General features: G+C 71.7%; 7 protein-coding genes. 3 read left to right on the top strand and 4 right to left on the bottom strand.

What is annotated here, in order from left to right:
- The first annotated feature begins 176 nt into the window (after positions 1-176).
- Complete coding sequence (locus tag EDD39_RS11510) at positions 177-4919, top strand: LamG domain-containing protein (RefSeq protein ID WP_123555350.1); 4743 nt, start codon at positions 177-179, stop codon at positions 4917-4919.
- 564 nt (positions 4920-5483) lie between these two features.
- On the opposite strand, the gene EDD39_RS11505 is transcribed toward EDD39_RS11510, so the two are convergent.
- From EDD39_RS11505 to EDD39_RS11495, 3 genes are all read right to left on the bottom strand, one after another.
- A complete protein-coding gene (locus EDD39_RS11505) occupies positions 5484-6311 on the bottom strand; it encodes an aldo/keto reductase (RefSeq protein WP_123555348.1) in 828 nt (275 codons plus the stop codon).
- A gap of 32 nt (positions 6312-6343) precedes the next feature.
- The gene (locus EDD39_RS11500) at positions 6344-7531 is read right to left on the bottom strand and encodes an MFS transporter (protein WP_123555346.1); all 1188 of its coding nucleotides are present in this window, start codon (positions 7529-7531) and stop codon (positions 6344-6346) included.
- A 230-nt stretch (positions 7532-7761) separates the two neighbouring features.
- Positions 7762-8271, bottom strand: coding sequence for a DUF6912 family protein (locus tag EDD39_RS11495; RefSeq protein ID WP_123555344.1), 510 nt, complete (start codon positions 8269-8271; stop codon positions 7762-7764).
- Between the two features lie 321 nt (positions 8272-8592).
- Here EDD39_RS11495 and EDD39_RS11490 point away from each other — a divergent pair, with 321 nt between their 5' ends.
- Complete coding sequence (locus tag EDD39_RS11490; RefSeq protein WP_123555342.1) at positions 8593-9138, top strand: Rv3235 family protein; 546 nt, start codon at positions 8593-8595, stop codon at positions 9136-9138.
- Between the two features lie 161 nt (positions 9139-9299).
- On the opposite strand, the gene secA is transcribed toward EDD39_RS11490, so the two are convergent.
- On the bottom strand, positions 9300-12077 hold the full coding sequence (secA, locus tag EDD39_RS11485; protein ID WP_123555340.1) for a preprotein translocase subunit SecA: 2778 nt from the start codon (positions 12075-12077) through the stop codon (positions 9300-9302).
- A 219-nt stretch (positions 12078-12296) separates the two neighbouring features.
- Here secA and EDD39_RS11480 point away from each other — a divergent pair, with 219 nt between their 5' ends.
- Positions 12297-13475: a winged helix-turn-helix domain-containing protein gene (locus tag EDD39_RS11480; protein WP_123555338.1), complete on the top strand. Its 1179-nt coding sequence runs from the start codon at positions 12297-12299 to the stop codon at positions 13473-13475.
- Positions 13476-13510: the final 35 nt, after the last annotated feature.

Here is a 13510-nt window from a genome sequence, read left to right as displayed (position 1 = left end):
TCCGGAAGTCAATTATGGAAACAGGGAAAATGGGAATACAGAGACGTTTTGACCGCCCCAACAGGGGAGGGGCGGCACTGTTGGCCGGTGCGCTGGCCGCCGCAACACTGGCAGGAGCGCCGGCTTTCGCGACGTCCGCGGCACCACAGGGCACCCCGTCGGCTGCCGTGAAGCCCTTGACGGAGCGGGAGGCTTCGGCGCAGGCGAAGCGGACCGGCAAGCCGGTGGTGGCGGACGCGCTGACCACGGAGACGGCGCAGACCACCGCCAACCCCGACGGGACGCTGACCCTCACCCAGTCCGCCGTCCCGGTGCGAACCTTCCGCGACGGTGCCTGGAGGGGCCTGGACGCGACGCTGAAGGCCAACCCGGACGGCACCCTCTCACCCGCTGTGACGCCCAGCAGCGTGGTGCTGTCGGGTGGCGGCAGCGGTCCGATGGCCTCCCTGCACACCGGCGGCCAGGGCTTCGAACTCACCCTGCCCGTCGCCCTGCCCAAGCCGGTCCTCGACGGCAACAGCGCCCTCTACCCCGAGGTCCTGCCCGGCGTCGACCTGACCGTCACCGTCCGTGAAACCGGTGCGATCAGCGACGTGCTGACCGTCAAGGACAAGCGGGCCGCCCACGACCCCCGCCTGAAGGACCTGCTCAACGCCAGGACCGACACCACCGCCGGCCTCAAGGCCGAGGCCGACGCCGACGGCAACCTCGCCGTCACCGACCAGCACGGCCGCAAGCTCTACACCGCGCCGGCCCCCCTCGCCTGGGACTCCACCCCGACGGCGGAGGCCGACCGGCCCGCCGCAGCCGGCAACCGCGCCGCTGTGCGGCCGGAGTCGGCGGCCCTCGCTGCCGCCCACCGGGCGAAGCTGAAGCCGACGGTCAAGGACCGGTCGATCGAACTCGCCGCCCCCGCCGATCTGCTGGACGCCGCGGACACGACCTACCCGGTCTTCCTCGACCCGACGTACTCCCCCAACTGGGGCAAGAGCGCCTACTCCAGCCCCTCCGCCGCCTACCCCGGCACGAAGTACTGGAACAGCACCGTCGACCCGACCTCGGGCATCACCCAGATCGGCAACGGCGGCTACGGCGGCGAAGCGCTGAGCATCTTCAACTTCCCCATCGACCAGAACCTGCTGCACGGCGCGGTCGTCTACGGCGCCTACTTCGGCATCACCGAGACCCACTCCTGGGCCTGCCTGACCTCCGGCCACAACCAGTCCGTCGGCGTCTACGTCCCCGGCGCGACCCTGGACAGCACCAACGCCACCTGGAACTACTGGTCCGGCAACCTCGGCAGCCGCGTCGGCGACCAGAACTTCGCCAAGGGCTACAACTCCAACTGCCCGGCCGGCCCGATCAACGCCTACGACATCACCGGTCCCATCAACCAGGCCGTCAACGACTGGAAGTGGACCCAGACCGTCGCCCTGCGCGCCGACGACCACTCCGACAACTACGCGTTCAAGGAGTTCCAGGCCAGCACCGCCAACCTCACCATCACCTACGACAAGAAGCCCGACACCCCGTCCGGCCTCTACACCTCCCCCGCCACCAACTGCTCCTCGACGGTCCTGGGCGACACCTCGGTGACGCTCTACGCCCCCGTCTCCACCCCCACCGGCAGCTCCCTCACCACCGGCTTCACCCTCTACAAGTCCGGTGACGGCAGCCACACCAACCTGCTCACCCCCGCCAACGGCATCAACTCCGCCTCCTACAACGGAGCGTCCGGCCAGCCCGCGGTCATGCCCGTCCCGGAGAGCCTGTTCAAGACCGCCTCCGGCGGGGCCTCCACCTCCTTCACCTGGCAGGCCGTCACCACCGACAACACACTGACCTCCGACTGGTCGAGCCCCTGCACCTTCACCTGGGACCCGACCCGACCCGGCGCACCCGGGGTCGTGTCAAGCGGCGGCACCGTCTGCCCGCAGGCCAGTGAGAGCGGCACGCTGCCACAGGTCGGCACCTTGTGCACGTTCACCCTGACGCCGCCGGTCGGCTCGACGGTTTCCGGCTACCAGTACCAGCTGAACCAGAACCCGCCGGTGAAGATCAGTGCCACCGGCCTCCAGGCCATCACCGTGCCGCTCGAACACTTGGTCAACACCCTGACGGTGAACGCCTATTCAGCGGGCGGCAACCTCGGGCAGGCGGTCACCGTATGGTTCACCGGCTCGGCGATCAATCCACCGGCCAAGGACGGCGACCTCAACCTCGACGGCACCCCCGACCTGATCGTCCCCGGCTCACCCGGCAGCGCGTTCCCGGCGGGCCTGTGGCTGAGCAGCGGGCACGGCGACGGAACAGTGGCACCGAGCACCACCAACATCGGCGTCAACGGCCTGGGCATCAACCCCACGGCCGACCCCACCGAATGGAACGGCGCGCAGACCGTCACCGGCAACTTCTGCGGCAACGGCGCGCAGGACGTCCTCGCCTACTTCCCCACCGGCGCCAACGCCGGCGGCGGCACCGTCATGTGCAGCGACGGCAGCACCGACCCGCTGCGCACCACCCTCGGCAGCGCCACCGCGCCGCTGCGGATCACCGGCGGCTCGCTGTTCGGCACCGACCGGAGCCCGGCCACCCAGGTGGTGACCGCCGGCAACACCAGCAGCCGGAGCACCGGCCACCCGGACCTGCTCGCCGTCACCGGCGGCGACCTCGTCCTGCACTGGTCCACCACCTCCAACGGCTACGGCAACACCGACCCCGACTGGGGCAGCATCTGCCTGGCCAACTGCACCGTCCTGACCGCCCTCAACACCCCCGACGGCACCCGGGACTGGGACCAGTGGAAGCTGGCCACCGCCCAACTCGCCGGCGGCACCGCGCTGTACCTCTGGAAGCCCGCCACCGGCGCACTCCACCTCTGGACCGGCCTCAAGGCCACCACCGACGGCACCACCCTCACCACCACCGGCACCTACACCATCGCCGCCTCCGGCTGGAACACCGGCAAGAACCTCACCCTCCGCGCCGCCGACCTCACCGGCAGCGGCATCCCCACCCTCTGGACCACCGACCACACCACCGGCCAGACCACCAACACCAAACCAACCACACTCGCCAACACCCCCACACTCACCAACACCACCACCACACTCACCACCCCCAACCACTCCTGGAACTTCCAGGACATCGGCACCAACCCCACCGGCAGCACCCTGACCACCACCACGGACAGCGCGGGCTCGCTCGCGCTGACCGGCACCGCCGGCGCGCAGTGGAACACCGGTGACCTGTACGGCTCCGACGTGCTGCTGAACACGGCGGCCGACGGGTCCACCCCGTCCACCGCCCACGGCGGCCTGACCGCCGGCGGTCCGGCGCTCACGCTGTCCAACACCGGCGACCTGACGGTCTCGGCACGGGTGAAACCCAACAACACCGGTGGCATCGTCTTCTCCCAGGACGGGACCACCACCGCAGGCCTGATGCTCTATCCCGACGCCGGCACCAACCTGTGGTCGTTCTGCATGGCCACCGGAGACAGCACCGGCTGGCCGTACGACTGCATCCACGGCGGTGCCGTCGAACTCGGCCTCTGGGCTCAGGTGACCGCCACCTACCAGGCGAGCACCGGCATGATGACCCTCTACGTCAACGGCGTGCAGACCGGCGTGCTCCGGCACGTCCCGGCCGGCGGCTTCACCGGCCCGGCCCGGCTCGGCAGCTACCTGAACGGCCAGGCCCAGACCGCTTGGTTCTCCGGCCAGATCGACGACGTCCGCACCTGGAACGCGGCCGTCCCGCCCGTCCAGGCGCAGACTGCGGGCGGGACGTACGTCTCCGTGAGCCCGACCCGGCTGGTGGACACCCGATCAGGTCTCGGCGGCGTCACCGGCCCGGTCGCAGGCACCCACACCGTTCCGGTCCAGATCACCGGCAAGGCCGGCGTGCCGACTTCGAAGGTGAGCGCCGCCGTGGTGTCGGTGACCGCCACCGGCGCGGCCGGACCCGGCTTCCTGACGCTGTACCCGGACGGCACCCCGCTCCCGGTGTCGAGCACCCTCAACTACACCACCGGAACCGTCACCAACAGCGCGGTCGTCCCGGTCGGCGGCAACGGCAAGATCAACGTCACCGTCAGCAACGGCGCCAGCGTCCAGATCATCGTCGACGTCACCGGCTACTTCACCACCGACACCTCCGCGACAGGCGCAGCCCGGTACGTGCCGTTCACCCCGACCCGGGTGATCGACACCCGGATCGGCACCGGCGTGCCAACCGGGAAGATCGCGGCGGGCGGAACCCTGGTCTACCCGACCGCAGGCGGCGCGGGCGGCCGGATCCCGTCCTCCGGGGTGAGCGCGGTGGCCCTCGCCATGACCGTGGTCAACTCCGACGCGAACGGCTTCGTCACCGCCAACGCCGACGGGGTCTCCGCCGTGGGTGCGGTCACCAGCCTGAGCTACACCGTGTCCGTCCCGACGACGGTGCTGCAGATCGTGCCCGTCGCCGCGAACGGGAAGCTGGACATCCAGAACAACTACGGCGGAAGCATCGACGTCGTCGGTGACGTGGTCGGCTACTTCACCACCACGCCTTCGGCCGGCACCGGGCAGTACTACCACCCGATGGCCTCCACCCGGCTGGTCGACACCCGGCTAAGCGGCGGCATCTTCACCAGCGGCGAGGTGCGCTCCTACGGCCGGTCCACTCCCATCAGTGCGGTCAACCCGACCTACGTCCTCAACCTGACTGCGACCGGTGAGACCGGCAGCGGCTTCATCGCTGTCGACACGGCCGGTGCCAACCCGCCGGCCACCACCAGCCTCAGCTACGCCACGGGCACCGACCAGGCCGCCTTCGACCTGGCCGGCACCAGCGGCGGCACCTTCAAGGTGGCCGGCAACGGCACGAGCACCCATCTGGTGATCGACGCCAACGGCTACTTCGCCGGCTACTGACCCCTCCCGTCCCCCGCTGCCCGCCCGGCCCGCAAGGCCGGGCGGGCAGCTTCGCCGACCATCATCCGTCAAAGGAACAGCAAGAGGACATGCGTAGAAAAAACACTCGGGCATACCGGTCCCCGGAACAGCGGCACTGCTCGCCGCCACCCTCATCACCGGCGGGCTGACCGCCAACCCGGACGGCACCCCCTCGCCCGCCGTGAGCGTCGACGGCGTGGTGCTGTCGGGTGGCGGCAGCGGCCCGCTGGCCTCGCTGCACACCGGCGGCCAGGGCATGGGCCCTGACCCTGCCGCTCGCCCTGCCCAAGCCGGTCCTCGACGGCAACAGCGCCCTCTACCCCGAGGTCGTCCCGGGCGTCGACCTGACCGTCACCGTCCCCGAGGACGGCTCCGTCAGCGACGTGCTGACCGTCAAGGACAAGCGGGCCGCGCACGACCCCCCGCCTGAAGGACCTGCTCAACGCCAGGACCGACACCACCGCCGGCCTCAAGGCCGAGGCCGACAACACGAAGGCGGCCGTCCTCAACGGGCCGCGCGTCGTTCCCGGGTCCGCCGCCCGGTCAGTTGAACGCGTCCGGGTCCGGCCCGGTGCGCAAGTCCCGGTCGGTGGCGGCGATCGCGGCCAGGTCGTCCTCGGTGAGCGCGAAGTCGAAGACGTCCAGGTTCTGCCGGATCCGGGCCGGGGTGACCGACTTGGGGATGACCAGGTTGCCGAGCTGCAGGTGCCAGCGCAGCACCACCTGGGCGGGGGACTTGCCGGTGCGCGCGGCGATCGCGGTGATCGCCGGGTCGTCCAGCACGGCGCCCTGGGCGAGCGGGCTCCAGGCCTCGGTGGCGATGCCGTGCGCGGCGTGGAAGGCGCGCAGCTCGGCCTGCTGGAGGCCGGGGTGCAGCTCGACCTGGTTGACGGCGGGGACGGGTCCGCCGGCCTCGATCAGCCGGGTCAGGTGCGCGGGCCGGAAGTTGGAGACGCCGGCCGCGCGGATCCGGCCCTCGGCGGCGAGCTTCCCGATGGCCCGCCAGGAGTCGGCGTACAGGTCCCGGGCCGGGGTGGGCCAGTGAATCAGGTACAGGTCGACGTACTCCAGGCCGAGCCTGTCGAGGCTGGCGTCGAAGGCCCGCAGGGTGGCGTCGTGGCCCTGGTCGGCGTTCCACAGCTTGGTGGTGACGAACAGCTCCTCGCGCGGCAGCCCGGACGCGGCCAGCGCCTTGCCGACGCCGCGCTCGTTGCCGTAGACCGCGGCGGTGTCGATGCTGCGGTACCCGGCCTCCAGCGCGGTGGCGACGGCCGCGGTGGTCTCCTCGTCGGGGACCTGGAAGACGCCGAAGCCGAGCTGGGGCATCTCGATGCCGTTGTTGAGGGTGACGGTGGGGACGGTGGTGCTCATGTTCCTTCTCCAGGAGGGGAGTTCGAGGGTGTTCAGTGGTTGAGGACGGGGACCCGGACGGCCGCGGGGGCGGCCTTCGCCCGGCGTTCCAGCCCGGCCGAGACCAGGGCCAGCACCAGCGCGGAGCCGGCCAGCAGCGCGCCCACCCAGTTCGGGGCGGTGTAGCCGAGCCCGGCGGTGATCACCGCGCCGCCGAGCCAGGCGGCCAGCGCGTTGCCCAGGTTGAACGCCCCGATGTTGACGGCCGAGGCCAGCGTCGGCGCGCCGTGCGCCTGGTCCAGCACCCGCTTCTGCAGCGGCGGCACGGTGGCGAAGCCGAGCGCCCCGATCAGCAGCAGGGTGACGGCGGCGGTGGCCTCGTTGTGCGCGGTGACGGTGAACAGGGCGAGCACCGCGGTCAGGCCGCCCAGGGTGGTGAACAGCATCGGCATCAGCCGGCGGTCGGCGAACCGCCCGCCCAGCAGGTTGCCCAGGAACATGCCGACCCCGAGCAGCACCAGCAGCCAGGTGACCGAGCCCTCGGAGAACCCGGCGACCTCGGTCATCATCGGCTTGATGTAGGTGATCGCGGCGAACACCCCGCCGAAGCCGAGCACCGTCATGCCCATCGCCAGCACGACCTGCGCGTTCCTGAACGCGGCCAGCTCCCGCCGCAGGTGCGCCCCCGCCGGCCGGGGCAGCTCGGGCACCAGCCTGGCGATGCCCAGCAGCCCGACCACGCCGAGCGCGGCGACGGCGGCGAAGGTGGTCCGCCAGCCGATCTGCTGGCCGATGAAGGTGCCCAGCGGCACGCCGACGATGTTGGCGACGGTCAGCCCGGTGAACATGGTGGCGATCGCCCCGGCCTTCTTCTCCGGCGCGACCAGCTCGGCGGCGACCACCGACCCGATGCCGAAGAACGCGCCGTGCGCGAGCGAGGCGACGATCCGCCCGGCCAGCATCACCCCGAACCCGGGCGCCAGCGCGGACAGCAGGTTGCCCGCGGTGAACAGCACCATCAGCAGCATCAGCATCCGCTTGCGGCTGATCCGGGTGCCGAGCACGGTCATCAGCGGGGCCCCGACCACCACGCCGGCCGCGTAGCCGGTGACCAGCAGGCCCGCGGTCGGGATGCCCACCCCGAAGTCGGACGCGACCTCGGGCAGCAGGCCCATGATCACGAACTCGGTGGTGCCGATCCCGAACGCCCCGATGGCCAGGGCGAGAAGCGCGAGTGGCATGACGCGAACCTCCATACGATTGCCGGTGCGCCTTACGTGCTTCGACAATAATTGCAGACACACATACTTGCAAGCGCAACGACATCGCCCGAGGAGCGGCTCACCCCCGCCCGCCGGACCACGACCCGGACCACGGCCCGGACTCCGCCCCCGAGAACGCCGCAGACCCCGCCCCGGCCGGGTGGCCGTGACGGGGTCTGCGGGAAAGCCGGGAAAGCAGCGGGGCGGGGTCAGCCGATCAGGCCGGGGATCTCCTGGATGGCGAACCAGAGCAGTTCGTGGTCCTCCGCACCGTCCACGGTGAACTGCGCGTCCTGGTCGCCGCCGTCCGCGGCGGTGATCGCCCCGACCGCCGCCGCCACGTCGGCGAGGACGTCCGGGTCGGCGTCGTCGGCGTGCACCGCGGCGGCCTTGGCCAGCCGGATCGGGCCGCGCAGCACGACCCGCCCGAGCGAGGCCTGGTCCTGGTACTCGTCGCCGGGGAACGGCGTGACCGCCGAGTCGGCGACCTCGACGGCGAGGACCACCCGGCGGCGCGGGGCGTCCGGATCGGCGGCCAGCAGGCGGACCGAGGAGAGCGCGGCCCGGTTGAGCGCCGCGTACTCGAGTTCCTCCAGGTCGTCGCTGACGTACCACTCGCGCAGCGCGGGCGTCACCGCGTAGGCGACGCTCCGCTCCAGGACGCCCTCCGGGTGCGCCACCGCCAGGTCGCTCAACGTGGTGGGCACGTACACGCGCATCGGTGGCACCTCTCTCGGACACTGCGGACGGGTCAAGAATACGCAGCCCGCCGGGCCGCCCGCGACGGCCCTCCGCCGCCCGGCCCCTGCGCCGATCAGGTCACCGCCGACGTCCCCCTACGGACCGTTCCGGCACCCGAGCCGCCGTCAACTCCCCGCTCCGGCACCGGCCGCACCGCCCTTGCGAACACCGGGCCGCCACCCGTACGGGTGGATTTCCGGCGGCTTCCACGGGGCCGGAAAAGCCCTTGGAGCGCTCTTTGCCGACCCGATACCAAAGGCCACGCAGCACCCCGACACTTCCCCACCGAGAGGGCCACGATGACCGAGCAGCTCACCCGGACGCCCGGCCCGCGGATCCGTCCGCTGGTCCGCCCCGTACCGGCTCCCCGCCGCCCGGTCCGCCACCCGCACCCGGAACCGCACCCGCAGCACCCCCAGCACCCCGCCGGGACCGGCCCGCGCCCGGCCCGCAGCCCGCGCGCGGCGTGCGACGGCCCCCGCCCGCCGTACCGGGCCCGGACGGCCGCACCGAGCAGCACCGGCCACGCCGAGCTCGCCGGGCGGTTCGCGCACCGGCTGGTGGAGGTGCTGTCCGGGGCCCGCCCGGTGCACCAGTTGCAGCGGCACACCACGCTGCCGGGCTTCCACCAGCTCGCGGCGCTGGTGCGGACCGGCCCGCTGCGCCCGCGCGGCCGGTCCCAGCGCCCCCGGCTGGGCCGGGTACACGACTGCGCGCCGGGCCCGGGCGCGGTGGAGGCGTGCGTGCGGGTGGAGTTCGGGCCCCGGCACCACGTGCTGGCCTTCCGGCTGGAGCAGCACACCCGCACCGGCCAGTGGCAGTGCGCCGCCGTGGAGACCAGATGACGACCGCCCAGGATCACCGCGGGCACCGTCGTGAAGACCGGACGACGACCGCCCGGGATCACCGCGGACACCGCCGTGCGACCCGGACGACGACCGCCCCCGGGAACGCGGCGGGGCGCCGCCTCCCGCAGGAGGCGGCGCCCCGTCGGACAGCCGGCCGGTCAGCCCTTGCGGCGCCGGCCGCCCTTCGCCGCCTTGGCGGCCTTGCGGCGCTCGGCGCGGGTCAGGCCGTCGCCCTCGTCGACCGGCCCGTCCTCCTCGAAGTCGCCCTCGATCACGCCGCCGCCGATCTCGTCGGACGGGGCGGTGTAGTGCAGCCGCTTGCGCTCGGGGGCCTCCAGGCCCTTGGCCCGGATCTCCGGGCGGGCGGCCGGGACGGCGTCCTTCTCCAGCTTGTCGAGCAGCACCTGCTCGTCCTCCGGCAGCGGGACCTCCTCGACCTGCTGCTCGACCTGGACCTCCAGGTTGAACAGGTAGCCGACGGACTCCTCCTTGATGCCCTCCATCATCGCGGAGAACAGGTCGAAGCCCTCGCGCTGGTACTCGACCAGCGGGTCGCGCTGGGCGTAGGCGCGCAGCGCGATGCCCTCCTGCAGGTAGTCCATCTCGTAGAGGTGCTCGCGCCAGCGGCGGTCCAGCACCGAGAGGACGACCCGGCGCTCGAGCTCGCGCATGATCTGGTCGCCGAGCTGGTCCTCGCGGCGGCCGTAGGCGGCGGCGATGTCCTCCTGGATGGCCTTGGTGAGGAGCTCGGGGGTCAGGCCGCCGCTGTCCGCGGCCTCCTCCTCCAGCTCGTCCAGGTCGAGCGAGACCGGGTAGAGCTGCTTGAGCGCGGTCCACAGCTTGTCGAGGTCCCAGTCGTCCTCGAAGCCCTCGCCGGTGGCGGCGTTGACGTACGCGGCGACGGTGTCGTCCATGAAGTGGCCGACCTGCTCCTGCAGGTCCTCGCCCTCCAGGACGCGGCGGCGCTCGCCGTAGATGACCTCGCGCTGGCGGTTGAGGACCTCGTCGTACTTGAGGACGTTCTTGCGGATCTCGAAGTTCTGCTGCTCGACCTGGGTCTGCGCGGAGGCGATGGCGCGGGTGACCATCTTCGACTCGATCGGGACGTCCTCGGGCACGTTCGCCATCGACAGCACGCGCTCGACCATGCCGGCCTTGAACAGGCGCATCAGGTCGTCGCCGAGCGACAGGTAGAACCGGGACTCGCCCGGGTCGCCCTGGCGGCCGGAGCGGCCGCGCAGCTGGTTGTCGATCCGGCGGGACTCGTGCCGCTCGGTGCCCAGGACGTACAGGCCGCCGATCTCCTGCACCTCCTCCTGCTCCGACTTGACCGCGGCCTTGGCCTTCTCCATCGCGGCCGGGAGCGCGCCCTCGTACTCCTCCGGGGTCTCCTCCGGGGTGATGCCGCGCTGGGCCAGCTCGGCGGCGGCCAGGTGCTCGGGGTTGCCGCCGAGCATGATGTCGGTGCCGCGGCCGGCCATGTTGGTGGCGACGGTGACGGCGCCCTTGCGGCCGGCCTGCGCGACGATCTGCGCCTCGCGCTCGTGGTGCTTGGCGTTCAGCACCTCGTGCGGGATGCCGCGCTTGCGCAGCTCCTGCGACAGGTACTCGGACTTCTCGACCGAGACGGTGCCGACCAGCACCGGCTGGCCCTTCTCGTGCCGCTCGGCGATGTCCTCGACCACGGCGGCGAACTTGGCCGGCTCGGACTTGTAGATCAGGTCCGGCTGGTCGATCCGCTTCGGGGTCTTGTTGGTCGGGATCGGGACGACGCCGAGCTTGTAGATCTGGTGGAACTCGGCCGCCTCGGTGGTGCCGGTACCGGTCATGCCGGACAGCTTGTCGTAGAGGCGGAAGAAGTTCTGCAGGGTGATGGTGGCCAGCGTCTGGTTCTCGTTCTGGACCTCGACGCCTTCCTTGGCCTCGATCGCCTGGTGCATGCCCTCGTTGTAGCGGCGGCCGGCCAGGATGCGGCCGGTGTGCTCGTCGACGATCATGACCTCGCCGTTGATGACGACGTAGTCCTTGTCGACCTTGTACAGCTCCTTGGCCTTGATGGCGTTGTTCAGGAAGCCGACCAGCGGGGTGTTCACCGACTCGTAGAGGTTGTCGATGCCGAGGTAGTCCTCGACCCGGCCGACGCCCTCCTCCAGGATGCCGACGGTGCGCTTCTTCTCGTCGACCTCGTAGTCGCGGTCGATCTTGAGGCGCTGCACCAGCTTGGCGAAGTCGTTGTACCACTTGGTGGCCTGGTCGGCCGGGCCCGAGATGATCAGCGGGGTGCGGGCCTCGTCGATCAGGATCGAGTCGACCTCGTCGACGATGGCGAAGTTGTGGCCGCGCTGCACCAGTTCGTCCTGCGACCACGCCATGTTGTCGCGCAGGTAGTCGAAGCCGAACTCGTTGTTGGTGCCGTACGTGATGTCCATCCCGTACTGGCGCTTGCGCTCGGCCGGCGACATGTTCGCCAGGATCACGCCGACCTCGAGGCCCAGGAAGCGGTGCACCCGGCCCATCCACTCCGAGTCGCGCTCGGCGAGGTAGTCGTTGACCGTGATCAGGTGCACGCCCTTGCCGGTCAGCGCGTTCAGGTACGCGGGCAGGGTGCCGACCAGGGTCTTGCCCTCGCCGGTGCGCATCTCCGCGACGTGCCCGTAGTGCAGGGCGGCGCCGCCCATCAGCTGGACGTCGTAGTGGCGCTGGCCCAGGACGCGCTTGGCGGCCTCGCGGACGGTGGCGAACGCCTCGGGAAGGATGTCGTCGAGGCTCTCGCCGTCGGCCAGGCGGGACTTGTACTCGTCGGTCAGCGCGCGCAGCTCTTCGTCGGTGAGGTTGACGAAGTCCTCTTCGATCGAGTTGACCTGGGCGGCAATCCGCTGCAGCTTGCGGAGGATCTTGCCCTCGCCTGCGCGCAGGATCTTGTCGAAGACGGACACGTGAGCGGGCTCCTTGCCTCATTCGGCTCTGGATGACTGCCGGTGGGGAGTTCACCCCACCGTACGGGCCATCGTATGCGAGGAGCCCGAGCGGCCGGGAGGTCCGTCAGCACGGTATTCCTGTGTCACCCCTGGGAGCACATCGTGCGATGCCGGGTGCAAACGGTCAAAGCGGTTCGCCGTCGGCCGGTTGTCAGTGCCCTCGCCTAGCCTCGCCCCATGGCCGAGACCCTTGCCGCGACGCCCCCGCCCACTGTCCGGATCCCCGCCGACCACGCCCGCCGGCTCGCGCTGCGCGCCCAGGGCCTGCTGGGCTCCCCCGACCGCCGCTCCGGCGCGCAGGGCGTGCTGCGGCAGCTCGGCGCCGTCCAGTTGGACACCATCTCGGTGCTGGCCCGCTCGCACGAGCTGGTGCCGTACGCCCGGCTCGGCGCGGTCGGCCGTCGCCCGGTGGAGCAGGCGTACTGGGGCGCCGGCACCGCCTTCGAGTACTGGTCGCACGCGGCCTGCGTGCTGCCGATCGAGGAGTGGCCGCTGTTCGCGTTCCGCCGCCGCGCCTACCGGAGCAAGGGCCGGGTCTGGGGCCACCCGGTCTCCCCCGAGGCGTACGCCGCGGTGATCGACAAGCTGCGCGCCGAGGGCCCGTTGACCTCCACCGCGCTCGGCGGCGCCAAGAGGACCTCCGAGTGGTGGGACTGGTCCGACACCAAGATCGCCGTGGAGCGGGCGCTGGCCTTCGGGGACGTGGTGGTCACCGAGCGCCGCGGCTGGAAGCGGGTCTACGACCTGGCCGAACGGGCGGTCCCCGGCGAGTTGTTCGGGCAGGACCCGACCGACGCCGCGTGCCTGGCCCGGCTGGTGGCGCGGGCCGGGGCCGCGCTCGGCGTGGCCACCCGGGCCGACCTGATGGACTACCACCGCCTCAAGGGCGCCCAACTGGACGCCGCGCTCCCGGAGTCGGGCCTGGTCCCGGTCGAGGTGGAGGGCTGGGGCGCGCCCGCCTGGGCCGACCCGGCGGCGCTGGCCGCCGAGCCGCGCGGGCGCCACCGCACCACCCTGCTCTCCCCGTTCGACTCGCTGGTCTGGGACCGCCCGCGCACCGAGCGGATCTTCGGCATGAACCACCGCCTGGAGGCGTACACCCCCAAGCACAAGCGGGTGCACGGCTACTTCGCCATGCCGCTGCTGACCGCCGGCCGGCTGGTCGGCCGGGTCGACCCGGCCCGCGAGGGCAGCACCCTGGTGGCCCGTCAGGTCTCGCTGGACGCACCGAAGTTCGTCCCCGCGCTGGCCGAGGCGCTGCGCGAGGCGGCCGGCTGGGTGGGCTGCTCGGACGTCCGGGTGGAGCGGCTGGCGGACGAGTCGCTGCGGCCGGAGCTGGAGAAGCTGCTGGGCTGAGACGCCGGGAGCGGCCGCCGGGCCCGGGCGGGTCC

Origin of the sequence: Kitasatospora cineracea (assembly GCF_003751605.1) — a bacterium.
GTDB classification, from domain to species: domain Bacteria; phylum Actinomycetota; class Actinomycetes; order Streptomycetales; family Streptomycetaceae; genus Kitasatospora; species Kitasatospora cineracea.
This window is presented reverse-complemented; position numbering and strand designations above follow the sequence as displayed.